The organism is Gordonia malaquae, assembly GCF_037148075.1.
Taxonomy (GTDB): Bacteria; Actinomycetota; Actinomycetes; order Mycobacteriales; family Mycobacteriaceae; genus Gordonia; species Gordonia malaquae.
Map to the genome: position 1 here is coordinate 237,434 of NZ_JBBCUB010000003.1, position 23,311 is coordinate 260,744.

Annotated in this window: 24 protein-coding genes and 1 tRNA gene; 10 read left to right on the top strand and 15 right to left on the bottom strand. The window is 66.2% G+C overall.

Annotated elements, in window-relative coordinates:
• Positions 1 to 256 precede the first annotated feature (256 nt).
• Both WFK36_RS13135 and WFK36_RS13140 read left to right on the top strand, forming a co-directional pair.
• Positions 257 to 1,069, top strand: coding sequence for an alpha/beta fold hydrolase (locus WFK36_RS13135; protein ID WP_336792201.1), 813 nt, complete (start codon positions 257 to 259; stop codon positions 1,067 to 1,069).
• 44 nt (positions 1,070 to 1,113) lie between these two features.
• Positions 1,114 to 2,238: a lipase family protein gene (locus tag WFK36_RS13140; RefSeq protein WP_336792203.1), complete on the top strand. Its 1,125-nt coding sequence runs from the start codon at positions 1,114 to 1,116 to the stop codon at positions 2,236 to 2,238.
• Positions 2,239 to 2,319: 81 nt separating this feature from the next.
• Here WFK36_RS13140 and WFK36_RS13145 read toward each other — a convergent pair whose 3' ends face one another.
• Positions 2,320 to 3,024 carry a cutinase family protein gene (locus WFK36_RS13145; RefSeq protein WP_336792205.1) on the bottom strand — a complete coding sequence of 235 codons (705 nt, stop codon included), beginning with the start codon at positions 3,022 to 3,024 and terminating at the stop codon, positions 2,320 to 2,322.
• 74 nt (positions 3,025 to 3,098) lie between these two features.
• Positions 3,099 to 4,604 (bottom strand): PucR family transcriptional regulator, encoded by a 1,506-nt coding sequence (locus WFK36_RS13150; RefSeq protein ID WP_336792207.1) that lies wholly within the window; start codon positions 4,602 to 4,604, stop codon positions 3,099 to 3,101.
• 115 nt (positions 4,605 to 4,719) lie between these two features.
• On the opposite strand from WFK36_RS13150, the gene WFK36_RS13155 reads away from it, so the two are divergent.
• On the top strand, positions 4,720 to 5,970 hold the full coding sequence (locus WFK36_RS13155) for an NAD(P)/FAD-dependent oxidoreductase (RefSeq protein ID WP_336792208.1): 1,251 nt from the start codon (positions 4,720 to 4,722) through the stop codon (positions 5,968 to 5,970).
• 25 nt (positions 5,971 to 5,995) lie between these two features.
• Here the strand turns inward: WFK36_RS13155 and WFK36_RS13160 are convergent, their stop codons facing one another.
• On the bottom strand, positions 5,996 to 6,568 hold the full coding sequence (locus WFK36_RS13160) for a DUF4190 domain-containing protein (RefSeq protein WP_336792209.1): 573 nt from the start codon (positions 6,566 to 6,568) through the stop codon (positions 5,996 to 5,998).
• 9 nt (positions 6,569 to 6,577) lie between these two features.
• The gene (locus WFK36_RS13165) at positions 6,578 to 6,742 is read right to left on the bottom strand and encodes a hypothetical protein (RefSeq protein WP_169332802.1); all 165 of its coding nucleotides are present in this window, start codon (positions 6,740 to 6,742) and stop codon (positions 6,578 to 6,580) included.
• Positions 6,743 to 6,844: 102 nt separating this feature from the next.
• Here WFK36_RS13165 and WFK36_RS13170 point away from each other — a divergent pair, with 102 nt between their 5' ends.
• The gene (locus tag WFK36_RS13170) at positions 6,845 to 7,366 is read left to right on the top strand and encodes a peptidylprolyl isomerase (RefSeq protein WP_008381326.1); all 522 of its coding nucleotides are present in this window, start codon (positions 6,845 to 6,847) and stop codon (positions 7,364 to 7,366) included.
• Between the two features lie 75 nt (positions 7,367 to 7,441).
• Here the strand turns inward: WFK36_RS13170 and WFK36_RS13175 are convergent, their stop codons facing one another.
• On the bottom strand, positions 7,442 to 7,582 hold the full coding sequence (locus WFK36_RS13175) for a hypothetical protein (protein ID WP_336792211.1): 141 nt from the start codon (positions 7,580 to 7,582) through the stop codon (positions 7,442 to 7,444).
• 1 nt (position 7,583) lies between these two features.
• Between WFK36_RS13175 and WFK36_RS13180 the strand changes: the two genes are divergently transcribed.
• Positions 7,584 to 8,222, top strand: coding sequence for a rhomboid family intramembrane serine protease (locus WFK36_RS13180; protein WP_336792212.1), 639 nt, complete (start codon positions 7,584 to 7,586; stop codon positions 8,220 to 8,222).
• Between the two features lie 8 nt (positions 8,223 to 8,230).
• On the opposite strand, the gene WFK36_RS13185 is transcribed toward WFK36_RS13180, so the two are convergent.
• Both WFK36_RS13185 and crgA read right to left on the bottom strand, forming a co-directional pair.
• Positions 8,231 to 8,671 (bottom strand): PH domain-containing protein, encoded by a 441-nt coding sequence (locus WFK36_RS13185; RefSeq protein ID WP_336792213.1) that lies wholly within the window; start codon positions 8,669 to 8,671, stop codon positions 8,231 to 8,233.
• Between the two features lie 102 nt (positions 8,672 to 8,773).
• A complete protein-coding gene (crgA, locus tag WFK36_RS13190; RefSeq protein WP_008381323.1) occupies positions 8,774 to 9,064 on the bottom strand; it encodes a cell division protein CrgA in 291 nt (96 codons plus the stop codon).
• A gap of 56 nt (positions 9,065 to 9,120) precedes the next feature.
• Here crgA and WFK36_RS13195 point away from each other — a divergent pair, with 56 nt between their 5' ends.
• Positions 9,121 to 9,765, top strand: coding sequence for an aminodeoxychorismate/anthranilate synthase component II (locus WFK36_RS13195; protein WP_008381322.1), 645 nt, complete (start codon positions 9,121 to 9,123; stop codon positions 9,763 to 9,765).
• A gap of 44 nt (positions 9,766 to 9,809) precedes the next feature.
• Here WFK36_RS13195 and pknB read toward each other — a convergent pair whose 3' ends face one another.
• The 7 genes from pknB to WFK36_RS13230 all read right to left on the bottom strand — a co-directional run bounded on the left by pknB (position 9,810) and on the right by WFK36_RS13230 (position 19,326).
• The gene (gene pknB / locus WFK36_RS13200) at positions 9,810 to 11,729 is read right to left on the bottom strand and encodes a Stk1 family PASTA domain-containing Ser/Thr kinase (RefSeq protein WP_336792216.1); all 1,920 of its coding nucleotides are present in this window, start codon (positions 11,727 to 11,729) and stop codon (positions 9,810 to 9,812) included.
• A gap of 4 nt (positions 11,730 to 11,733) precedes the next feature.
• A complete protein-coding gene (locus WFK36_RS13205) occupies positions 11,734 to 13,044 on the bottom strand; it encodes a serine/threonine-protein kinase (RefSeq protein WP_336792217.1) in 1,311 nt (436 codons plus the stop codon).
• Positions 13,041 to 14,543 carry a peptidoglycan D,D-transpeptidase FtsI family protein gene (locus WFK36_RS13210; RefSeq protein WP_008381317.1) on the bottom strand — a complete coding sequence of 501 codons (1,503 nt, stop codon included), beginning with the start codon at positions 14,541 to 14,543 and terminating at the stop codon, positions 13,041 to 13,043. The genes WFK36_RS13205 and WFK36_RS13210 overlap by 4 nt, the downstream gene beginning before the upstream one ends.
• Positions 14,540 to 15,964 (bottom strand): FtsW/RodA/SpoVE family cell cycle protein, encoded by a 1,425-nt coding sequence (locus tag WFK36_RS13215; protein WP_040520655.1) that lies wholly within the window; start codon positions 15,962 to 15,964, stop codon positions 14,540 to 14,542. The genes WFK36_RS13210 and WFK36_RS13215 overlap by 4 nt, the downstream gene beginning before the upstream one ends.
• Positions 15,961 to 17,394 carry a PP2C family protein-serine/threonine phosphatase gene (locus WFK36_RS13220; protein ID WP_336792218.1) on the bottom strand — a complete coding sequence of 478 codons (1,434 nt, stop codon included), beginning with the start codon at positions 17,392 to 17,394 and terminating at the stop codon, positions 15,961 to 15,963. The genes WFK36_RS13215 and WFK36_RS13220 overlap by 4 nt, the downstream gene beginning before the upstream one ends.
• Positions 17,391 to 17,855, bottom strand: a complete 465-nt coding sequence (locus tag WFK36_RS13225) for an FHA domain-containing protein FhaB/FipA (RefSeq protein ID WP_008381314.1) — start codon at positions 17,853 to 17,855, stop codon at positions 17,391 to 17,393. Before WFK36_RS13225 ends, WFK36_RS13220 begins: the two co-directional genes overlap by 4 nt.
• Positions 17,856 to 17,967: 112 nt before the next feature.
• A complete protein-coding gene (locus WFK36_RS13230; protein WP_336792219.1) occupies positions 17,968 to 19,326 on the bottom strand; it encodes an FhaA domain-containing protein in 1,359 nt (452 codons plus the stop codon).
• Between the two features lie 260 nt (positions 19,327 to 19,586).
• Here WFK36_RS13230 and WFK36_RS13235 point away from each other — a divergent pair.
• Together WFK36_RS13235 and WFK36_RS13240 are read left to right on the top strand one after the other, a co-directional pair.
• Positions 19,587 to 19,669 (top strand) — tRNA-Leu (locus WFK36_RS13235).
• Positions 19,670 to 19,845: 176 nt separating this feature from the next.
• On the top strand, positions 19,846 to 20,304 hold the full coding sequence (locus WFK36_RS13240; protein ID WP_336792220.1) for a nitroreductase family deazaflavin-dependent oxidoreductase: 459 nt from the start codon (positions 19,846 to 19,848) through the stop codon (positions 20,302 to 20,304).
• A gap of 54 nt (positions 20,305 to 20,358) precedes the next feature.
• On the opposite strand, the gene WFK36_RS13245 is transcribed toward WFK36_RS13240, so the two are convergent.
• Positions 20,359 to 21,738, bottom strand: coding sequence for an NAD(P)/FAD-dependent oxidoreductase (locus tag WFK36_RS13245; protein WP_336792222.1), 1,380 nt, complete (start codon positions 21,736 to 21,738; stop codon positions 20,359 to 20,361).
• Positions 21,739 to 21,986: 248 nt separating this feature from the next.
• Between WFK36_RS13245 and WFK36_RS13250 the strand changes: the two genes are divergently transcribed.
• On the top strand, positions 21,987 to 22,250 hold the full coding sequence (locus WFK36_RS13250) for a hypothetical protein (RefSeq protein ID WP_008381936.1): 264 nt from the start codon (positions 21,987 to 21,989) through the stop codon (positions 22,248 to 22,250).
• Positions 22,251 to 22,541: 291 nt separating this feature from the next.
• Positions 22,542 to 23,282: a hypothetical protein gene (locus WFK36_RS13255; RefSeq protein WP_336792223.1), complete on the top strand. Its 741-nt coding sequence runs from the start codon at positions 22,542 to 22,544 to the stop codon at positions 23,280 to 23,282.
• The last annotated feature ends 29 nt before the right edge of the window (positions 23,283 to 23,311 follow it).

A 23,311-nucleotide genomic window follows, 5' to 3' on the forward strand; every position in this document is an offset into this window, starting at 1 on the left:
TCAGGTTGCCTCAGGCAGTTCACGGTGGCTTCTATCTCCACCCGCCGTATCTAGTCCTAGAGTTCAGCTGCTGGGATGTGCCACGACGGAACATGCAGCGTGCCAGCTTTGGTTCAGACGACAATGAACCCGGTGGTCAGGTACTTTTCCAAACATGCCCAAATAGAGGATCAGGACCGATGAGCACATGCTCATCGGTCCTGATTCGTTAGAAGGTCCTCGTGTGGTGTGGACTCGTTGAAGGGATCATGGACCGATGAGTTTCACGTCAGGCAGTCTGCCCGTTGTCCTTCTGCACGGCTGGCCGGTCACGCAGGACCACTGGCGGCACCTGTCGCCCTGCCTTGCCGACGCCGGCTTCGCGCCGACGGCGATCTCGTTGCCGGGTCTGGGCGTTCCCGCGACAGGTGTGAGCAGCTTCCGGAAGGCCCATCTCGCTGCGCGACTGCGGGAGGAACTGACAAGGCGAGGGATGACTCGATTCGCCCTCGTGGGGCATGACTGGGGAGCCACGGTTGCGCTCCTGCTGGCGGCGGCCGCGCCGGACTCGGTGGTCTGCCTCGTCGTCGAAGAGGAGATCGCGCCCGGCGTCGACGTGGAGATCCCCGAACCGGGCGCCGCCCACTACCCGTCCTGGCACGGCCCGTTCAATCGAGTTCCCGGTCTCGCCGACACGCTGGTCCCGGGACGGGAGGACGCCTACTACGGAACATTCCTGAGCGAGAGCGCCGGCCCGGAAGGGCTCGACGAGCTCGTCCTGCGGTCGTACATCGACGCGTATCGGACGGAGGGTGTGCTCGAGGCCGGTCTCGGCTACTACCGCACACGCGACGACGACGTGGCGGACATCAACGCGCTTCGATCCGACCCGGTTGCGGTTCCGGTCCTCGCCGTGGGCGGCCGCCACGCGATGGGTTCGGCCGTTGCGCAGGGCCTTCGGCCGCTGGCGACGGATGTCGGCAGCATCGTCCTGGATCGCTCGGGACACTATCCCGTCGAGCAGGAGCCTGACGCAGCTGGTCCCACGATTGTCGAGTTCCTACGGCTTCAGTGGTTGAGGCGTGAGTAATCTCTCTAGAAGTCCCACCAGTCACACGGGTAACGTGGATGTACATGGCATACCGATTCCGAATTCCCGTCGCAATTGCGCTTGTTGCGCTCGTGACGCTCGGATTCGTCACCACACCCGTCGCGTCCGCTGCTCCACGCATTCCGGGCGCGGTGGCGGCTGTCACGGAACGACCCGCTGGATGGCGTGACCTGCCGAACGGGCGTGCGGTGAACTATTGGACCGAGGGTGTGCAGGGCAAGCCGGTGAAGGCGAGCGGTGCGCTGTTCGTGCCGTCCGGCAAGGCGCCCGAAGGCGGATGGCCGGTGGTCGCCTACACCCACGGGACGACGGGCTACGGCCCGGGCTGCGGCGGGCAGAGTTTCGCCGACGCCGAACCGAACAGGTTCGTGTCGCGATTGGTGAAGGACGGCTACGCCGTCGTCGCACCCGACTACATCGGTCTCGGACCGATGAAGGTCGGTGTTCACCCGTATCTCAACATCCGCACCGAGGCGACGGCGACGATCGACTTGTTCACCGCGGCCCGGAGCATCGAGCCGACTCTGTCCAAGACCTGGGCGGTGATGGGGGAGTCACAGGGCGGCCACGCAGCCCTGGCCACCGCGCACACGCAGAGTTCGTACGGGCCGCGCACCGACTTCCGAGGCGCCGTCGCACTCGACCCGGTGTCCAACTGGGAACGGTTCATTCCGCTGCTCGGTCCGGACACTCCCGTCCTGCCGTCCCCGATGACGATTCTCTACGGTTTCGTGTTCGGGTCACTGGCCGGACTGCGGCAGGCCGATCCGGCCTTGGACGTCGATTCCTATCTGACGCCGTACGGGAAGTCGTTGATCGACCAGGTCGGCACCACGTGTCGTGCGCCCGTGCTCACGGAGAACATCCGTCTCGGCAAGATGTTCTCGAAGTCGTTGAACAATCCCACGATGATCCGTGCGATGGCCCGCTACATGGAAGTTCCGGTGAACGGCTACGACCGCCCGATCCTGCTTCTGATGAACCGGTTCGACACCATCGTCGCGACACCTTTCCACGGTCTGCTCGTGAGCAATTTCTCTGCGAACAAGGTGGACTTCAAGACGGTCGTCGCAGAAGGCACGCACACGGACATGAGTCCAACGCAGTGGGCGGCGTTCGACACCTTCTTCAATCGCCTGAAGCACTGACGGGCGACACCGACGAGACAGGAATGCCGCCGATCATGACCGGCAATCGGTCGCGATCGGCGGCACTCGTGTGAGGAAGAGTCAGTGCACCCGACGGGCTACGAAGTTCGCGGCGTTGTCGGTCATGCCGTTGACGGCGTACTGTCCGTGCACGGTGTTGGGTCGGCTGATGGGTCCGCCGTCGCAGATGTTGTCGCCGGGGATGCAGTACTCGCGAGTCATCGCGCGGTAGCGAGCACCGACGCGCATCGGAGGCACGCGGGCGTCGCGGAACCAGCGATCCGCCGGGCCGCCGAAGATCAAGACGCCCGCGACATGCCGCGCGACGGATCCGGACAGCGGCGAGGGCACCTCGGTGAGCAGCAGTGCGACGGCACTCAGCTGATCGCTCACCGCGTACGTGATGACCGCGGCGCCCTGCGAGTAGCCGCCGACGACGATGCGGGTCGATGGGCATCGCGAGGCGATCGCCCGCATCTGGCCCTGGGTGTCGCGGACGCCTTCGGCGACGGTCTTGAGGAAGTCGACGCCTTCTGCGAACGAATCGCTCGCCTGGTAGCGGACCGGGGAGACCCGAACCGTCTTGCCCGGGAAGCGATTCTGAAGCGACCGGTACATCGCCTGGCCAGTGGTGCCGACCGGCGCGCCCGCCTCCTGCGTTCCACGAGCGAACACGAGGTGAATATCGGCGCAGTCAGCCGCCGACGCGGTTCCGGTTCCGGATGGAACTGTGACCCCGATGATCGACAGCAGTCCGACGAGGACGACGAGTAGGCGTTTTGTCATGATCTGCATAGTAGAGGGTCCTGCCGACAATCGCCCGTCATCGGTCAACCCGTCGATCGATCGCGGGCGGGCGATCAGCGGTCCACCAGCAAACTCAAGGCAAGTAGGATCCGGGGATCGTCGAGGTCGACGCCGATGAGCTCGACGATCGTGCTCCGGCGATTCCGCAAGGTATTCGGATGGATGCCGAGCCGAGCCGCCGCGCGGGTGGGTTCGGCCGGGGATGCAAGGATCTCGCGGAGCGTCGCCACATAGTCGCTCGAGTGGTCGGCGTCGTGGCGTGCCAGCACGTCGACCGGGCCCGGTGCGCCCCCGGCGAGCGAAGCGACGGCGCGGGCGATGACGACTTCGTGCCACACGTCGTCGGACGTGGTCGGAGTGGACGCCGATCCCGCACGTTGCAGCCCGAGCACATCGATCGCATCCGCACGAGAGCGCGGCAGGTCTGCCGCGGTGTCGGCCACCCGACCGGCGGCCAGGTGCGTGTCCTTCCTGGTGAGGGAGTCGGCTGCGGCGCTCAGCCACGCCCAGCTCCCCGGTCGGCGACCTGTCGCCGCCACCAGAGCCATGGGGATTCCGTCCACTTCGGTCAGCAACGGCTGGGACCATCCCGCGCGACGTAACGCGATCTCCCACAGTTCCAGGCCGAACTCCTCGTCCGCCGAGGCGTCGCCCAGTGCGACCACACGCCACGGCCCGTCCGGGAGTCGGTCGGACGACTCATCTCCGGTGATCAACACCGACCGCAAGCGTTCGATGGTGACGCGCCGCGCGGCGCCGAACACGGCGCGCAGTCGGAGGAGATGCAGTGCCACCACCGACGTGGTGCGGACGAGTTCCGCGAGCTGCTCATCCGACAGGGGGCCCGGGTCGACCACCCAGATCGACCCCAACAGTTCACGCCCCGCGCGCACCGGCACGACCAGACGCTCGAGCACGCCGTCCGAGCCGGCCGCGACCCGGAACGGCTCCGTCGCGGCGTGCAGGGTCCGGAACACTCCACGGGAGCGGAAGTGCTTGACCACGTGCTCGGGGACCCGCCGCCCGACAATCGTCGAGATGCGCACCGGATCGGCGGTGTCCTGCAGGGCCGAATAGGCCAACACGCGGGAGAAGGCGTCCTCGATCGTCACCGGCGCCGACACGATGGCCGCGGCCGCGTCAGCGAACTCGAACAATTCGCTGTAGTCCACCGGGTGCGCAACGAGCGCGCCCGCGGAGCTCGTCGACTGGTCGAGCACACTGCGTACCAGCCACACGAAATACGTCCACGACACGATGGGCCGCAGTTCGAGCACACTGAGCCCGAGATCGTTCGCGGCATCGGTCACCTCAGGCAGTTCGGCGTACGGCGCCCGCAGCACCACCGCTGCGGCCCCGGCGGCGTCTGCCGCCCGCAGTACGTCCATCGCGGAGTCGACACGGTGGGCGCCGTTCCCGAGAAGAAGTGTCCCCGCGTCGTGAGACGGTGGATCGCCGTCCGCGAGCAGCACGTCGGTCACCGTCCGCCGGACACCCTTCGCTGTCCGCCGGACGATTCCCTCGCCGAGTGACTCCGCCAGTGTGTCGATGTCGATCACTGTGTTCTCACCACAGTCACGACGGTACCCGGATGTGCTGAACGAACAGTGACTTCGATCACTTGCCCGATCACACTGGGGTGGCAGACATCAGGCGAAGAAGGGTAAGGACACGATGAGCACCACAGGTCACCAGCGGCGGATCGCCGTCGTCGGAGCAGGCATGGTCGGACTTTCCACCGCATGGTTCCTGCAGGAGCGCGGCGTGGACGTGACCGTTCTCGACCGCAAGGACGTGGCCGCCGGATCGTCATGGGGCAACGCCGGATGGCTCACCCCGGGGATCAGCACCCCGCTTCCCGAACCGGCGGTCCTGAAGTATGGAATCCGTGCGGTGCTGAGCCCGTCGTCGCCCGTCTACGTTCCGCCGACAGCCAATCCGCGTCTCATCCGATTTCTCACGTCCTTCGCGCGGCACAGCACCGCATCGAGGTGGAAGACGGCGATGGACGCCCTCGTCCCCATCAACCGGACCGCACTTCCGGCGTTCGACGCCCTGGCCGACGGCGGAGTGGAAGTCGGGACCCGCACAGCGAACGACTTCATCGCCGCATACCGCACCGAATCGGACCGCGAGGTCCTCCTGGACGAGCTCGAGCACATCAAGGCCGCCGGGCAGGACATCGGATTCGAGCTGATCAGCGGTTCACGGGCCCGTGAGATCACACCCGCGCTGTCTGATGAGGTGAACTACGCGATTCGTCTCGAAGGTCAGCGTTTCATCGACCCCGGCGCATTCGTCGATTCGCTCGCGACGTCTTTCCGTGCTCGCGGCGGTGTTGTCCGGGAGGGAGTTCGTGTCGACGACGTCGATTCACGCGGGACCGGCGTCGTCCTCACGACGTCCGAGGGTGTCGAACGATACGACGACGTGGTGCTGGCGACCGGCGCCTGGATCAGCAGGCAGGCGCGCGACTTCGGCGTGCGCGTGCCCGTCCAGGCCGGACGCGGCTACAGCTTCAGCGTTCCGGTGGACACCGTCCCGACGAGCCCGATCTACTTCCCGGCTCAGCGGGTGGCCTGCACACCGCTCGGCGACCGACTGCGGGTGGCCGGAATGATGGAGTTCCGCGACCCCGACGCCGATCTCGACAGTCGCCGGATCAAGGCGATCGTCGACGCCGCGCGCCCGCTGTTGAGGGGTGTCGACCTGGACGACCGCAAGGACGAATGGGTCGGTTCGCGCCCCTGCACGCCGGACGGCCTTCCCGTGATCGGCTCGACGTTCGCACCCAACGTGCACGTCGCCGGCGGCCACGGAATGTGGGGAATCACCCTTGGACCCGCGACGGGCCGTCTTCTCGCGGAGTCGATCGTCACCGGCACGACGCCACGGGAGCTGGTGCCGTTCAACCCGCTCCGCTGAGGATCATGCGTCGCCCGGCTGAGCGTCAGATGAGGATCCAGAGGTAGGCGATCACACCGAGGACGAGTGCGAGCAGCCAGAGGTAGGCGACGATGATCGCGGCGACGGCGAACTGCCGGCCGATAGTGCCGTCACGATCGATCTGGCTCCTCGACCGGTATCCCAGCCACAGACCGAACGGGAACGTGATGCCCAGGCCGGACAGGACGAGGGCGACGATCGACAGGTAGTTGATGTCCGACTGGCCCGCCGAAGCCGTCGTCGATGATGTCGGGGTGGCCGTCACCGGACTCTCCTTCGCAGGTGCGGGTGGTGAGACGGGGGCTGCAGGCGCCGGAGACGACAGGGGTCGCTTGGGTTCGGGCACGGCCGAATACGCGAGCGAACCCGCCTGCTCATGCCGCCCGGCGGGCGGCTGTGGCTGGCGCGGCGGAGGCTGCTTGCCGAGGGACGGCCGGGCCTGCGGCGGCGGACCCTGCGGCGGCGGACCCTGCGGTGGGCGACCCTGCTGGGCCTGGCGCGGAGGCACCTGTTGTGCGGGGCGCGGGGCGTTCGGGCCCGAAGGCATCGGGCCGCGGCGCGGATCGTCGGTGGTCACGACTACAAATTACCTTCCATCCTGGTCGGACGGACCGTCGGACAGATCCTCGATGCGTGGAACAGTCGGCGAGACCGGCGGATGCTCCGTACGCGAACGACGCGCGACGACGACGATGCCCGTCACCACCAGGACGAGCGCAGAGCCGACCACGACGAGGAGTTTGTTGCCCATCACTCCAGGTTGCCAGGTGATTCGGGTCCGCGCCAACCGCGTTGCCGCAGATAGGGGACCGATCACATCGAATTGTCAGATGGACATGGTTTGATTGAAGTCGTGAGTGAGCAGAACAAGACCGCGACCCTGCACACCAATCGCGGCGACATCGTCATCGAACTCTTCCCGAACCACGCACCGGTCACCGTTGCGAACTTCGTCGGCCTGGCCGACGGCTCCAAGGAGTACACGACCACCAACGCCAAGGGCGAGGCCAGCGGCCCGTTCTACGACGGCGCCGTGTTCCACCGCGTCATCGAGGGCTTCATGCTCCAGGGTGGCGACCCGACCGGCAGCGGTCGTGGCGGCCCGGGCTACCAGTTCAAGGACGAGTTCCACCCCGAGCTCCAGTTCGATCGCCCGTACCTCCTCGCGATGGCCAACGCCGGACCGGGCACCAACGGCTCGCAGTTCTTCATCACCGTCGGTGCAACCCCCCACCTGAACCGCCGCCACACGATTTTCGGCGAGGTCAAGGACGCGGCGTCGCAGGCGGTTGTCGACGCCATCGCGACCACCCCGACCGATCGCGCCGACCGGCCGCTCGACGACGTGGTGATCGAGAGCGTTGAGCTCTCCTGACTTGAATCAGGTCTGTTATCGACACACCGACCGCCCCACCGCGCTTTCGTGCACGCGGTGCGGGCGGTCGGCCTGTCATGAATGCCTCCGCCCGGCTTCTGTCGGCCAGCACTGCCTCGACTGCATCGCCCAGGACGCCGTGTCGGCTCGAGTGACCTCGCCGACGCCCGCGGTCTCGTCAGCGAACGCGAAGCCGATCGTCACGTACACACTCATCGTGATCAACGTGGTTGTGTTCGCCGCCGTGCTCCTGCAGGCAGGCGGGACCACTCTGTTCTACTCCTCGATCTATCGAGAAGGCGTCCTCATCAGCGGGGCCGGATTTGACGATCAGTACTGGCGACTGCTGACCTCAGGCTTCTTGCACCAGAGCGTGCCGCACCTCGCGATCAACATGTTCTCGCTGTACATCATCGGCGCCGATCTGGAGAGGGCACTCGGCCGCGGCCGCTACCTGGCGATCTACCTGGTGAGTCTGCTCGGCGGAAGTGCCGCCGTGATGGCGTTCCAGTCGGGCGTCACCGCCACCGCGGGTGCGTCCGGCGCCATCTACGGGCTGATGGGCGCGCTGCTGATCCTTCTCCTCCGCGTCAAGGCTCCGGTGCAGACGGTGCTCGGCGTGATCGCGATCAACATCGTCATCTCGGTGACCATCCCCGGGATCTCGCTCTTCGGGCACCTCGGAGGTCTGGTGTTCGGAGCAGCGGCCGCCGGCGTGGTCGTGTGGCTGCCGGCCCGACTCCTGCCGCCGGAACGCCGGACACAGGCCGCGGTCTCCCGCATCGGCTGGTACGGACTGGCGGCGCTGGCCGTCATCGCCGTCGTCATCGGCACCAGCCTCGGCGCCGTCGCGTAGAAGCGGCGTCAGTCGCCCGGAAAACCCGCGTCTGTCAAAGCCTCGACCACGACGGACGGTTCCACGCCGAGGTCCCATCGACCGAATACGAGAAGACGGTCGTCTGGCAGGTCGATCACGAGTTGCCGACTGCGCCCGGCGAGGCGGCGGGTCTCGAGGGTGCCGATGCGAACCACGTCGCCGGTGGTCAACGTCACGCGGCCGGTGAGCGTGCGGACCACTATCCGCGGTCCCGGAAAGAGGGACAGCCGCGGGCGACGGACCAGCGCGATCGCGCCGGTCACGATGAGCCCGACTGCCGCCACCCCGATGAAAACCATGGCGGGCGGTTCTGTGTACGACGCTGCGGCTGCCACCGCCAGCGCGATCCCGGCACCGATCAAGGCGATGCCGGCCGCGAGCGGCGTCGACCAGGAGGCCGACGGCGTTGATTCATCCACAGGATTCATTAGTTATCCACAGGAGTTGTTCACAGGTGGGGATGAGTTACACACATGTAATTTCCACACTGGGGACAACTGCGTGAGGTGTTCGCCCTCAGCGCCGACCCCTCAGCGCCAACCCATGGTCATCAACAGGCCGACGACCATGAAGCCGAATCCGATGAGCATGTTCCAGGGTCCGAGCTCGGCCATCCAGTTGAGGAACTTGCCTTCCGCACCCCAGGCCTCCTGCGTGGCGCCCAAGTAGTAGACGAGCAGCCACAGCAGGCCGATGAGCATGAGCCCGAACATGACGGACTGGTACACGACACCCGACGGACCCGCCTTCACCTTCACCGGAGTACGGCTGGCGCTGTTGACGGTGTAGTCGGTCTTCTTCCGGACCTTTGACTTAGGCATACCCTCTACGGTATCCCAGCTGCACCGCCAGCAGCGAAAACGATAACCTTGCAGACGTGCGCATCCTCGTCATCGACAACTACGACAGCTTCGTCTACAACCTGGTCCAGTATTTGGGCCAGCTCGGTGTCGAGGCCGTCGTCTGGCGCAACGACGACGAGCAACTCTCAGATCTCGAGGCCGTGGTCGCCGACTTCGACGGAATCCTCCTGAGCCCCGGACCCGGCACTCCGTCGCGTGCCGGCGCCACAGTCCCGATCGTCGCAGTCGCGGCCGCAGCCGGAACTCCGCTTCTCGGGGTCTGCCTCGGACACCAGGCGATCGGCGAGGCGTTCGGCGCCACCGTCGACCGTGCTCCCGAACTGCTGCACGGAAAGACGTCACTCGTGAACCACGATGGTCGCGGTGTTCTCGCCGGACTGCCCGATCCGTTCACCGCGACTCGCTACCATTCGCTCACCGTGCTGCCCGAGACGATCCCGGACGTCCTCGAGGTGACCGGAACCACCGACTCCGGCATCGTCATGGCGATGAAGCACCGTGACCTTCCGATTCACGGAGTCCAGTTCCATCCGGAGAGCGTCCTGACGCAGGGTGGGCACAGAATGCTCGCCAACTGGCTCGCCGTGTGCGGTTTCGACGTTCCCGCCGGCCGCGTCGACCTCCTCGAAGAGCAGATGGCCAAAGCTCTCGCCAACTGACTCCTGCCGAGTCCACGCTCAACAAGCAGTGGTGCCGAAATGCTCTAGAACAGACTGCCCTTGCCGACGACGACGGACACCGAGTCGGACTTCTTGAGGGTGTCGTTCGCGGCCGGTCGCTGGGACATCACCTTGCCGTCGTTCGGGCTGGCGAGCGGCACCTTTCGTTCGGTGATGGTCAAGGTGGTGTCGTCCCAACCCGCCTGAGTCAGGGCAGCCTGAGCCTCTTCGGGGGTCTTGCCCCGCAGGTCGGGCACGACGAACATGTTGCCGCGCGAGATCATCACCTGGACGGTGCTGCCGACGCGGACCGAGGTGCCCTCGCCGGGTGAAGTGTTGACGACCTGACCTGCGGGCAACTCGGAGTCGGCGGGGACGAAGACCGGTTCCAGCTTCATCTGCGTGAGAGCCGTCCGGGCCTGCCTCTCGGTCTGTCCGCGGAGGTCGGGGATCGTGACCTCCTGCGGTCCGGTTCCGACGTATACGACAACGCGGCTGGTGACCGCGACGGTGGCCCCGGTCTGCGGATTCGTTCGGACGACCTTGTCCTTCAGCGCTGTCGTCGAGTCGATCTTCTCGACCTTCACATCGGTGAAGCCCTGCACACGCAGGGTGTTCCGCGCGTCGTCCAGCGTCTTTCCGCGCAGATCCGGGACGGGACTCCGCTGAGGGCCGGACGACACGTACAGCGTGACCTCCGAGCCCTTGGGCGTCGGAACGTCGTTGCCGGGAACAGTGCGGGTGGCGAGACCTTCGGCGATGTCCGAACTCGCCTCCTTCTGCTCCCTGACATCGAAGCCTGCTTGTTCGAGGTTGGCTTTCGCGGCGTCGGCCGACAGGCCTGCGACCTTCGGGACTGCGATCGACGGCTGCTCAGGGCTCCACGGCGCCCAGGCGATCAGGCCGCCGACAAGGGCGAGGATGGCGATGAGAGCCACTGCCACCTGGAGCCGTCTGCGCCGATAGATCGGTGTCGGCTCGTCCTCGATCACCTCGGAGAGGCGGTGACCGCTGCGGCGCGGTGTCGGCTCGTCGTCGGTGGACGCGAGACGCGGCGCGTTGATGAAGTCGGTCTGCTCCTGGTCGGTCAGGAGCATCGGCGCGGACGGCTTGCCGCCTGCGAGCACCTTGATGAGGTCGGATCGGAAGTCGGCCGCCGTCTGGTACCGGTTCGCCGGGTTCTTGCTCATCGCCTGCATGACGATCGAGTCGAGTTCTGGCGACAGGCCCGGTCGCACGGCGGATGGCCTGCGTGGATCCTCGTGGACGTGTTGATGTGCGACGGCGATCGGTGAGTCGCCGGTGAACGGCGGCTCACCGGTGGTGAGTTCGAAGAGGACGCAGCCCATCGAGTAGATGTCGCTGCGTGGATCGACCTTGATGCCGCGCGCCTGCTCCGGCGACAGGTACTGGGCGGTGCCCATCACTGCGGACGTCTGCGTCATGGTCGCGGACGTGTCGTCCATCGCTCGAGCGATACCGAAGTCCATGACCTTCACGGCGCCTGCCCTGTCGATCATCACGTTGGCGGGCTTCATGTCGCGGTGGACGATCGCCATGCGGTGCGAGAAGTCCATGGCGGCCGCGACGTCGGCCATCCAAGTCATCGCCTGTTTGGGTGCGATGACGCCGTCGTCGGACGCACGGAGGATGTCGCGGAGCGTGTCGCCGTCGACGTATTCCATGACGATGAACGGAATCGGCCCCTCGGGCGTCTCCGCTTCACCGGTGTCGAAGACCTGCACGATCGACGGGTGCGTCAGCTTGGCGGCGTTCTGCGCTTCACGACGGAACCGCAGGTAGAACGATGGATCACGCGCCAGGTCGGCACGCAGCACCTTGATCGCGACGTCGCGGTGCAGCAACAGGTCGCGAGCGTACTGGACTTCGGACATACCGCCGAAGCCCAGCGTCTCGCCGAGCTCGTATCGCTCGGAGAGGTAGTGCGGATCCAGGTCGCTCACAGCATCACGGCCTTATCGTAACGCCGGGGAGGATGGTGATCTCACCATTGTTCGACGAGGTCCTCGGGCTGGTCGACTCGTCGGTCGTGGTCTCGTCCGTAGTGGAGGAAGGCGTCTCCTCCTCACTCGAGGACTCCTCGGTGCTCGACGACGTGGTCTCCTCAGGCGTCGTCTCCTCGGGGGCTTGCGTCTCTGTTTCAGTGATGGTCGGCGTCGTCGTCGGCGCCGACGGCTCCGTCGGACTGTTGGTGATCCAGAATGCGATCAAAGCGATCGCCGCCAAGAGCAGCAGTGCGGCGACTGCGGTGAGCACTTTGTGGGTGGTGCTCCACCCGTCGTCGACGGCGGGTGAGGCGGCTGTGGAGGGACCGGTGGCGGGACGCGGCGCCGGTGCGGGCGAGGTCATCGCGCGCGTCGACGATGGAACCGGTGCGGGGACCGGCGCCACCCCGCCCGCGGTGCGCGGACGGGGTGGACGATGACCGGCGCGGACGGCGGCGACGGCGTCGGCGAACTCGCCGCCGGTGGCGTAACGCTGCTGAGCGTCCTTCGACAGGGCGATGTCGATGAGTTCGCGGATCGGTGCCGGGACAGTCGACGGCAACGGCGGCGGCGGATCCTGGATGTGCTTCATCGCGACGGTGATGGCGCCGTCGCCGAGGAACGGGCGACGTCCGGTGAGCGCTTCGTAGCCGACCACGCCGAGGGAGTAGACGTCCGACGCCGCGGTGGCCTCGCCGCCCATCGCCTGCTCGGGTGAGATGTATTGGGCGGTGCCCATGACCATGCCGGTCTGGGTGACGGGGGCGGCGTCGACGGCCTTGGCGATGCCGAAGTCGGTGATCTTGACCTGCCCGGTGGGTGTGATCAGGATGTTGCCGGGCTTCACGTCGCGGTGAACGAGACCCGCGGTGTGCGCCGCCTGGAGCGCACGGCCGGTCTGCTCGAGCATGTCGAGGGTGTGCGTCAGGGCCAGCTGACCCATCCGGCTGATCACCGAGTTCAGGGGCTCACCGTCGACGAGTTCCATCACCAGGTAGGCGAGCGGGTCGCCGCCGTTGCGGTCGGGAGTCTCGCCGTAGTCGAAGACGTTCGCGATGCCGGGGTCGTTGAGCCGTGCGGTCGTCTGAGCCTCGGTGCGGAAACGTCCGAGGAACTCGGAGTCGTTCGAGTACTCGGCCTTGAGGACCTTCACAGCGACGCGACGTCCCAGCCGGGTGTCGAGAGCTTCCCACACCTGGCCCATGCCGCCCGTGGCGATCAGTCGGACCAGCCGATAGCGTTCGGCGATGATGGTGCCGTTCTGCAGGCTCATCGAGCACCTCCGGTGTATGCGTTCATCACTGCGCGTCCAATCGGGGCGGCAACGACGCCGCCGTATGCGTTCTGACCCTGGGCGCCGTTCTCGACCATCACTGCGACGGCGATCCGACTGTTGGAGCTGGGCGAGAACGCGATGTACCAGGCGTACGGAGTCTCACCGCCCTGCGCGACGTCGGAGTGCTCGGCTGTTCCGGTCTTCGAAGCGATGCCCGACTGGGCGCCGCGGGTGTTCTGTTCGGACTTGATCATCATGTCCGTGATCGTGGTGGCCTCCGCAGCGCTGAGCGGGCGGTTGACGGTGGTCGGCGACGTGGTCGCGATCGTCCGGAGGTCGGCGGTCTGCAGCTTGTCGACCATGTACGGCTGCATGCGGACACCGCCGTTGGCGATCGTCGCGGCGATCATCGCGTTCTGCAGCACGGTGAGTCGGACGTCGCGCTGACCGATCGCGGACTGGCCGAGAGCGGCGAGGTCGGAGCCGATGTCGCCGACTGACGACTTCACGACGGACAGCGGAATGCTCGCCGGGTCGTCACCCACGCCGAAGTCCTTCGCGGTGGACGTGAACTCGTCGACCTTGTCTCCGGGCATCTTCTCGGACAGGAGCTGTGCGAACGCGGTGTTGCAGGAGTATTCGAACGCCTGCGTCAGGGTGACCGTTCCGTTCGATGAGCCGGGGCACGTGGAACCGCTGTCGTTCGAGAGGGTCGCGTCGCTGTCCGGCAGCTTCCAGCGGGCGTCGGCCGTGAGGCGGGTGCCGGGACCGAGACCGTTGGTCAGCGCGGTCGCAGTGGAGACCACCTTGAACGTCGAGCCGGGCGGGTAGAGCGAGCCGATCGCGCGGTTGACCAGCGGAGAGTGCGACTCGTCCGCGGTCAGTTCCTTCCACGCGGCCTCTGCCTTCTCGAAGTCCTGCGTGGCGATCGTGTTCGGGTCGTAGCTCGGCGTCGACGCCATCGCGAGGATCTTGCCGCTGCTCGGTTCCATCGCCACGACGGCGCCGCGGCACGGGCCGTCGCAGTCGGCGTTCGCGAGTTCGCGGTACGCCACCCGCTGCAGCTTCGGGTCGATCGTGGTGACGACATTGCCGCCGCGCGGGTCGCGTCCGGAGAACATGTCCATGAAGCGCTGTGTGAACAGGCGGTCGTCGTTGCCGTTGAGCACGGCGTCTTCGGCTGCCTCGATGCCGCGGTCGGCACGGTAGACGAACGAGAAGTAGCCGGTGACCGGTGCGAACGCACTCGGGTTGGTCGGGTACTTCCGCAGATACTTGAACCGACTGTCGGTCGGAATGCTCTCGGCGATGACGGTGCCGTCGGCGGCCACGATCAGACCGCGCTGCCGCGAGTACTCGTCGAGCAGCACGCGTGAGTTGCGGGTGTCGTTGCGGAGTTCGTCGGCGCGGAACACCTGAATCCAGGTGGCGTTGGCGAGGAGCGCGATCACCATGACGATGGCGGCGATGGCGACGTTCCGGATGGGGCGGTTCATGCGCGCTTCACCACCTGGGTGGCCATTGCTCCGACGGGTGCGGGTTTCGCCTTCGGAGCGTCGGGTTCGCGTGCCGCGTTCGAGATGCGGATCAACAGCGCGAGCAGCAGGTAGTTGGCGAGCAACGACGATCCGCCGTACGCGAGGAACGGTGTTGTCAGACCGGTCAGCGGGATCAGTTTGGACACGCCGCCGAACACGACGAACACCTGGAAGATGATCGTGAACGCCAGCCCGGCGGCGAGGAGTTTGCCGAAGCTGTCGCGGACGGCGATCGCGGATCGGAATCCGCGAATCGTCAGGATCATGTAGAGCATCATCAGTCCGGCGAGGCCGACGAGGCCGAGCTCTTCACCGAACGAGGTGAGGATGAAGTCGGTGTTCGCGAACGGCACGATATTGGGGCGACCTGACCCGAGACCGGTGCCGAAGAGGCCGCCGGTGGCGAAGCCGAAGAGACTCTGGGCGATCTGGTAGCCGAAGGTGTCGTACTGCGCGAACGGGTCCTGCCAGATCGAGACGCGCACCCGAAGATGCTCGAACAGTTGGTAGGCGACGGTCGCGCCGAGCGCGAACAGGGTGACGCCGAGCATCAGCCAACTGATCCGCGACGTCGCGACGTACAGCAGCACGAGGACGGTCGCGAAGATCAGCAACGGAGTACCGAGGTCGTTCTCGACGGCGAGGACGCCGATCGCGATGAGCCAGGCTGCCAGCAGGGGACCGAGGTCGCGCAGGCGGGGGAAGTCGATGCCCGCGAACTGCTTGCCCGCCGTGGTGAACAGGTCGCGACGAGACACGAGGAATGCCGCGCTGAAGATGATGATCAGGATCTTCGAGAACTCGCCGGGCTGGATGCTGAATCCGGGCAGGATGATCCAGTTCCGCGAACCGTTGACCTCGGCCATCGAGGCGGGCAGGATCGCCGGGATCGCGAGGAAGACGATGCCGCCGAGACCGAGGGTGTACGCGTAGCGCGACAGCGTCCGGTGATCGCGGATCACGATCAGTGTCAGAGCGAAGACGACGACGCCGATGAACGCCCACAGCAACTGCTGGTCGGCGTTGTGCGTCCGTTCCGTCTCTTTGAGGAGTTCGTCCGCTCGGGCCGAACCGAGGTCGAGACGGTGGATCATCACCAGACCGAGCCCGTTGAGGGCGGCGACAGTCGGCAGCAGGATGGGGTCGGCGTACGGCGCGAACCGTCGGACCACCAGGTGCAGGATCCCGCACAAGGCCATGAACGCGGCAAGGAACTTGGCGACCTCCATGGTCAACGGCATGCCTTGGGCGAGCTCGACGATCACCAACGCCGCACCGATGATCACGACGACGAAGCCCAGGAGCACCAGTTCGGTGTTGCGTCCTGCGCTTGACGGCGGTGACGTCGGGGGCGCGTGTCCGGTGGGAGCTGCTGTCATTCGCGCGCTCGACAGTTCTGGGTGTCGTCGGGCGTGGTGGAGGGAGCCGGAGTCGCTGTGGTCGGCTTCGGGCTCTCCGACTTCGTCGGCTCGCCCGGTCGAGTGGTCTCGCCGGGTTTGGGGGTCTCCTCGGGCTTCGGCGTGACCGGCTCGGGGCAGAGCTCGGTGAACGTCAGCTCGTTGCGGACGCGGTCCTGAGCGGCATCGAGCGACAGGTTCTTGATGCTGTTCGACTCGACGGCCGAGCGACTGGCCTGATTGAGGTCGGAGACGCGCATCGGTGTGCACGCGGTGCCCTCTGGAAGGAAGGTGATCGACGGCTGGTCGACGGTCGGGCTGTCGATGCACACGACTTGGTTGGGCTTCTCGACGCTGAAGAACAGCAGGTTGTCGGGTGTGCCGCTGTGGATCTCGACATTGCCGTCGGCGGAGGCGGTGACGAACGTGCTGTTCAGCGCCTGCGAACGGACCACGAAGAACGCGGTCACCAGCAGTCCGACGAGGACGAGCGCACCGGCGATGACAAGAGGCCAGCCCCACCGGCGCTTGTGGACGGGCTCGGGCGTGGCGGTGATCGTGGGACGCTGCGTCGCCGGGGCCGGCGGACGCAGGGCTGCGGCACGTCCGGCGGCGGTCTTCGGGTCCGGGACGTAGCCCGCTTGGTCGTCGTCGCCCGCTGCACCGCCGAGAATCGGACGTGATTCGCCGTACTCGTCGTCGACGACGTCGGCGACCACCACGGTCACGTTGTCGGGGCCGCCGCTGCGGAGGGCGAGTTCGATCAGGCGGTCTGCGCACGCTTTGTGATCGGTGATGCCGCCGAGGGTGTCGGCGAGGGTCTCTTCGGAGACGACGTCGGAGAGACCGTCGCTGCACAGAAGGTATCGGTCGCCTGCGCGGGCTTCGCGCATGATGAGGGTCGGTTCCACCTCTTGTCCGGTCAGGGCGCGCATGATCAACGACCGCTGCGGGTGTGAGTGCGCCTGTTCCGGGGTGATGCGTCCCTCGTCGACGAGGGACTGGACGAATGTGTCGTCGCGGGTGATCTGGGTGAGGACACCGTCGCGGTAGAGGTATCCGCGCGAGTCGCCGACGTGACAGAGACCGATGCGGCTTCCTGCGAACAGGATCGCGGTCAGCGTGGTGCCCATGCCGTCGAGTTCGGGGGACTGCTCCACCTGATGTGCGATCGCGGCGTTGCCCGCATGAGTGGCGCGGTCGAGTGCCGACAGCAGGTCGCCGCCGGGCTCGTCGTCGTCCAGTGTGCGGAGCGCCTGGATGACGAGCTGGCTGGCGACTTCGCCCGCGGCGTGGCCGCCCATGCCGTCGGCGAGCGCGAGGAGGCGCGCGCCTGCGTACACGGAGTCTTCGTTGTTCGACCGGACGAGGCCGCGGTCACTTCGCGCGATGTAGCGCAGGACGAGGGTCACGGGCGTAGCTCAATCACGGTCTTGCCGACCCGGATCGGGGTGTTGATCGGGGCTCGGACGGCGGTCGTCACTTTGGAACGGTCGAGATAGGTGCCGTTGGTGGACCCGAGGTCTTCGACGTACCAATCGTCGCCGCGAGGGGAGATGCGGGCGTGACGTTCGGATGCGTAGTCGTCGGTGAGGACGAGAGTGGAGTCGTCGGCGCGGCCGATCAGGACGGGCTGCGCGCCGAGGGTGATGCGGGTGTTCGCGAGGGCGCCGGCTGTGACGACGAGATATTTGGCCGTGCCACGAGAACGACTGGTGCGCGACTTGCGGTCGGCACGTCCTCCGCCGAGCGGCAGACGACCGCTGGACGCCGCTGAGAGGTCGTTCCGCATCGCGCGAATGATCGCGTACACGAACAGCCACAGCAGGACGAGAAACCCGAACCGGGTCACCTGCAACAGAATGCCCTGCACCTGCGCGTCACCTCCCTCACGAAGTACAACTCTCCCCATCCGGCGGACGCCGGGATGCAAACAACTGTCGGGGGACGCGAAGTTCCCCCGACAGCATCCTATGCGGTCTCGGCTACTGGAAGCGGACCGTGATGTCGGAGTGGCCGAGTCGGATCCGGTCGCCGTTGGCGAGTTCCCAGCTGCTGACCTGCAGGTCGTTGACTGTGGTGCCGTTGGTCGAATTGAGATCGGTCAGCATGGCGACCTGTCCGTCCCAGCGGATCTCGGCGTGGCGACGAGAGACGCCGGTGTCGGGGAGACGGAACTGCGCGTCCTGTCCGCGGCCGAGGACGTTGGAGCCCTGACGCAGCGAGAAGGTGCGGTTGCTGCCGTCTTCGAGGACAAGGGTGATCCCGGCCGGGGCGTAGCCGCCGCCCTGCGGTGCGGCGTATCCCTGATCGGCGTATCCCTGCTGCTCGTAACCCTGGGGGGCGGCGTACTGCTGGTCGTAGCCACCCTGGGCAGGTGCCGCGTAGCCCTGCTGGTCGTAACCGCCGGCTGCGGGAGCGGCGTAACCCTGGTCGTAGCCGCCCTGGTCGGCGTAGGCCTGGGGCTGTGCGTAGCCCTGGTCGGCCGGTGCGCCGTACTGCTGCTGGTCGTAGCCCTGCGGCTGTGCGTAGCCCTGATCTGCCGGAGCCGCGTACTGCTGCTGGTCGTAACCCTGGGGCTGTCCGTAACCCTGGTCGGCGGGAGCGGCGTAACCCTGGTCGGCGGGAGCGGCGTAACCCTGCTGGTCGTAGCCGCCCTGCTGCTGCCCGTAGTCGTAGGCCTGCGGCTGCTGCTGTCCGTAGCCCTGGTCGGCGGGGGCCGCGTACTGCTGCTGGTCGTAGCCGCCGTACTGCTGTTGGTCGTAACCCTGCTGCGGAGCGTCGTACTGCGGCTGCTGGCCGTAGCCCTGCTGCTGGTCGTAGTCGTACTGCGGGTACTGTCCGCCCTGCTGCGGGTAGCCGGGGTACTGGCCGCCCTGATCGTTTCCGGGGGGATTGGTCATGGCTTGGGCTCCTCGGTGACTTTCTGGTCCCGGGGCCGCGGCGGACGCGGGAACCGGGCGTGGTGTGGCGTCGGGGTTGACGACGCCGTTGGTATGGAACTGTCCGGTGTGCAGTGACGGTATCTGATCGAACTCTACGACTACAGGACCATAAGTCTGCCACCCATTGTCACGGATGAAGTCCTCCAAATGGCGGGAGAAGATCTTCCGGTTCAATTCGTACTCCGTGGAGACGTGCTCCAGGTCGGACGAACTGAGCGAGACGATGTAACTGTTCGCCACCAGGGAGGCGCCGTCTCCCAGGTGCTCGAGGGTGCCTTCGGCTTCCCGTTGAAGGCGCTGCTCGATCTCCTGGGGTGCCACCGATCCACCGAAGACGCGGGCGAATCCACCGTCTACGGCGGACTCGAGCTTGCGCTCGAATCGGTCGAGAAACTTCACTCGTCCTGACTCCCTTCGGTGCTCTGTGGCGTGTCGGCGTGCATACCGTGCGTTTCGATGTTACCGGCAGGGCAAGCTCGACGCTGCCCGCGTGCACCACCCGTATCTGGTGTCACACCTGTGAGTCCACGTTCCCTCGCTCGGTTCGCCGTTGTCTGCGCAGGTCAATCGTGGTCCCGTTGGGCGATTTTCGTCGTCCTGCCGCTGCGTGCTATCGTTTTTTACGTCCGAAAGGACATACGTCGAATGATCGACGCCGCGCGCGAGTGGCGGAATGGCAGACGCGCTGGCTTCAGGTGCCAGTGTCCTTCGGGACGTGGGGGTTCAAGTCCCCCTTCGCGCACAACCAAGAGACCGGATGCTTCCGAAGCATCCGGTCTTTTGCGTTCTCCTGGTTCTGCGTTAACGCCCTGGGCGTCCCTTCCTGCCAATGAATTGTTCGTGAGCGGGAACGGACGCCCAGGGCGTGGACGCCACCGGTAGGTTGGTTGGCGCAGATCAGTCGCCGACGAGAGTGAGATGACCGTGGCAACGACGCCGAACCCGACACCTCCGTGGTGGCTCAAGCCGATCAACAAGGTGATGATCCTGCTCGGTCGTCTCGGGGTGGGCGGCGACAAGGGCCCGTTGATCTTGACGACAGTCGGACGGAAGTCGGGCAAAGAACGTCGGACCCCGGTGACGCCGATGATCGTCGACGGTCACCGGTACATCGTCGGCGGTTTTCCCGGCGCGGACTGGGTGCGAAACGCTCAGGCACGGCCCGATGCGACCGTGGGCCTCGGGAAGCGATCGACGCCCGTCCGATTGGTCGAGATGTCCGTGGAGGAATCTCGTCCTCTTCTGCGACAGTTCCCGACGCTGGTCCCCACCGGAGTCGAGTTCATGCGGAGTTCCGGCCTGGTCACGGAAGGACGCCCCGACGAGTTCGAAGCGCTCGCCGGCCGATGCTCGGTGTTCCGCGTCGATCCTCGGTAGGGCTGCGACGCTGCACGCTCGACCCCGCCGGTGCGCGGGGCCGAGCGCAAACGGTCAGGACACCGGTTCCGACGCCTCGTCCGCGTCGAGCTGAGTCGAGAGGTACCGCTCTCGGGAGTCGTCGAGCTCGTCCATCCATGCGGTGTGGTGGACGGTTGCCATGGTTCCGGTCATCACCGAGGGATACGCCTTGTCCCGGTAGGTGAGGATGTCTACCTTCTTGTCGGCCTTCCACGCGAGGAAGGTGGCGACCACTTCGTCGAGGTCGAACATCGGGTAGTCCGTCTGCTCGATGAGGTCGCGGATGTAGTCGGCCTGGAAGCGCACGGCGGCTTCGTCGGTCGCGACCTCCGCGTACGCGCTCTTCCACTCGTCGATGTGCGCTTGACGCTCGTCGGCGTCGGGAAGCGCGAAGCGTCCGAGGATCAGGTCGCGGACGAACCATGCCTGTGCGTCGAACATGTTGAACGTGAACCACTGATCCTGGGCGCCGAGATAGTGCAGGCGGGGATTCTTCTGCCACGTGACGCCGCGGTACAGGCCGTCAGGATACAAGTTGTTCGGGGAGTCGATGCGCGACTCGTGCGGCAGGAACGGGTAATGGTGCAGGTACCCCGTGCACAACACCACGGCGTCGAACTCGCGTGACGTTCCGTCGACGAAGTGGGCCACCGGCCCGTCGAACCGCGCGACCTCGGGGACCTCGTCGACTCCGTCGGGCCAGGCGAAGCCCTGCGGCTGCGTCCGGTAGCTCATCGTGACCTGGCGGGCGCCCATCTTGTGCGACTGGATGCCGATGTCCTCGGCCGAGTAGGAGCCGCCGATGAGGAGCAGCCGCTGTCCGGCGAAGCGTTCCGCGCCGCGGAACTCGTGCGCGTGGATAACCTCACCGGGAAACGTGCCGATGCCCTCGAAGTCGGGGACGTTCGGAAAGGAGAAATGCCCGGTCGCGACGATGACCTCGTCGAACACCTCGGTGATCGTGGCCTTGTGGCGCAAGTCGTCGACGGTGACGGTGAAACGCTCGGACTCGGAGTCGAACTCCACACGACGTACGGCGTGTGCGAACAACACAGCATCTTTGACGTCCGACTCCGCGGCGCGACCGTTGATGTAGTCCCACAGGACCTCACGCGGCGGGTACGACGAGATGGGGCGGCCGAAATGCTGGTCGAAGGTGTATTCGGCGAACTCGAGCGCCTCCTTCGGGCCGTTCGACCAGAGGTTGCGATACATGCTGGAGTGGACGGGCTCACCGTAGCGGTCGGTTCCGGTGCGCCAGGAGAAGTTCCACTGTCCTCCCCAGTCGTCCTGCTTCTCGTAACAGACGACGTCGGGCACGTCGGTGCCGCCTCGTTCTGCCGACTTGAACGCTCGCAGGGCTGCCATTCCGCTCGGCCCCGCGCCGATGATCGCGATCCTCTTTCGCTGCACGATTACCTTTCCAACCGAGAGAATCTCCCTCGGATCACCGGCCCGTCACCGGGCCGGAACCTGGTTCTCAGGCACTCCTACTGTCTGTACCTGCACTCGTCGAAGTCAAACTCACGCTGTTCAGTAGAATTAGGAGATTTGCGGAGCGGCGGGCGAGTTCACCGAGGACGTCCACGTACGGAACATGTTCGGGTAGACAGGTCTACGAGCCGCCGTCGTCGACGGCGCCGCGAACGAGAGCGAGACGGATGATGTCGGAGCAACTGGTGACAATCGGCGGGATCGGACTGGCGGCGACAGGTGTCGCCCATTTCGTGGCGCCGGGCCTGTTTCACGGCATCACCGCGGCGGCGTTCCCCGACGACACTGCCAAGGCGATCCAGGTGAACGGCGCCGCGGAGACGCTGATCGGGACGGCGATCGCCATCCCGAAGACCCGGAAGGCGGGCTTCGTCGCTCTCGGCCTGTACGGCGCGTACCTCGCCGCCAACGCTGTGAAAGCACGCGGCTGACCCGACTCCCCGGTTCTGGCACAAAGAGCGTGCCGTCCCGGGCTCATGCCGCAATAGATACGTCAGACCTGTGACATACTTTCGTATGTGAACAGTGCTGGTGGGGGTCCACGTGTCTTGATCATCGGGAGTGGCCCGATAGCGCGCCTACTCGCGACGTCGATCACTTCGGATGCCCGCGTCGCACTCGGGGTGCGCGAGTCCACGGGAATGTTCGACGTCAGAACGGCTCAAGCATCGCGATTGCGGGGCCGTCGGTCTCCGCGTGTGCGTCGCGTTGAACTGTGGCCGGTGAGCGACGTCGACGCCGACAACTGGGACATCGTGATCAGCACTGCGCCGGTGATCGAATCGGATGTCTCCGAACTGTTCCGCGCAGCGGGGCCGGACGTCGTCCTCGCCTCGGTGTCGCAGGTCCCGTCCGAGATCGAAGCACTGCGAGACATCGCCGGCGAACACCGGTGGGCTGTGCTCACCCCGAATGTCCTGGCCTGGCCTTCCGGAATGATGACCCACTGGTGGCAGCCGGGAGCGGCGCGCTTCACCATCGCCGAACCGGTCGGCGGTGAGATCGCACAGACGCTTTTCGGCGGTGAGCGGTGGGCGGCGAGCGGGTCGGTGTCATCGGGTCTTCTCGCAGCCGCGGCAGTGATGCCGATGGTGGCGGCGTTACAGGTGTCCGAGTTCGAGCAGCGGATCTGCAAGTCGACGTTGCGGTCGGGTGCCGCGGCTGCTGACGAGGCCGGCCGAGCGGTCGCCGCGGCGTACGGCGTCCACGAGCCGAGGTCGGTGAATCCGGTGATCGTCGGAATCGGTCTGCGCGCCATGCGGGCTTGTGCGCCCTTCGACGTCGACGACTACTTCCGCGCCCATTTCGGCTCACGTACGCATCAGACGAAGACCATGCTCGACGACTGGATCGTCCTCGGAAACACGTATGGTCTTCGGACCGAAGCGCTGGTCACGCTGCGCGACGCCCTGTCGGACGCCGCCGGGGCACCGGCGCGGAGAGCAAACCCGACGAAACCATGAGGCGGCGGGCGTTCATCGACTGCCCACTT

Coding starts and splice junctions, on each gene's coding strand:
- WFK36_RS13135 (WP_336792201.1), top strand. CDS start 257: ATGAGTTTCACGTCAGGCAGTCTGCCCGTTGTCCTTCTGCACGGCTGG.
- WFK36_RS13140 (WP_336792203.1), top strand. CDS start 1,114: ATGGCATACCGATTCCGAATTCCCGTCGCAATTGCGCTTGTTGCGCTC.
- WFK36_RS13145 (WP_336792205.1), bottom strand. CDS start 3,024: ATGACAAAACGCCTACTCGTCGTCCTCGTCGGACTGCTGTCGATCATC.
- WFK36_RS13155 (WP_336792208.1), top strand. CDS start 4,720: ATGAGCACCACAGGTCACCAGCGGCGGATCGCCGTCGTCGGAGCAGGC.
- WFK36_RS13165 (WP_169332802.1), bottom strand. CDS start 6,742: ATGGGCAACAAACTCCTCGTCGTGGTCGGCTCTGCGCTCGTCCTGGTG.
- WFK36_RS13175 (WP_336792211.1), bottom strand. CDS start 7,582: ATGAGTGTGTACGTGACGATCGGCTTCGCGTTCGCTGACGAGACCGCG.
- WFK36_RS13185 (WP_336792213.1), bottom strand. CDS start 8,671: ATGAATCCTGTGGATGAATCAACGCCGTCGGCCTCCTGGTCGACGCCG.
- crgA (WP_008381323.1), bottom strand. CDS start 9,064: ATGCCTAAGTCAAAGGTCCGGAAGAAGACCGACTACACCGTCAACAGC.
- WFK36_RS13205 (WP_336792217.1), bottom strand. CDS start 13,044: ATGAGCCTGCAGAACGGCACCATCATCGCCGAACGCTATCGGCTGGTC.
- WFK36_RS13210 (WP_008381317.1), bottom strand. CDS start 14,543: ATGAACCGCCCCATCCGGAACGTCGCCATCGCCGCCATCGTCATGGTG.
- WFK36_RS13215 (WP_040520655.1), bottom strand. CDS start 15,964: ATGACAGCAGCTCCCACCGGACACGCGCCCCCGACGTCACCGCCGTCA.
- WFK36_RS13240 (WP_336792220.1), top strand. CDS start 19,846: ATGACCGTGGCAACGACGCCGAACCCGACACCTCCGTGGTGGCTCAAG.
- WFK36_RS13250 (WP_008381936.1), top strand. CDS start 21,987: ATGATGTCGGAGCAACTGGTGACAATCGGCGGGATCGGACTGGCGGCG.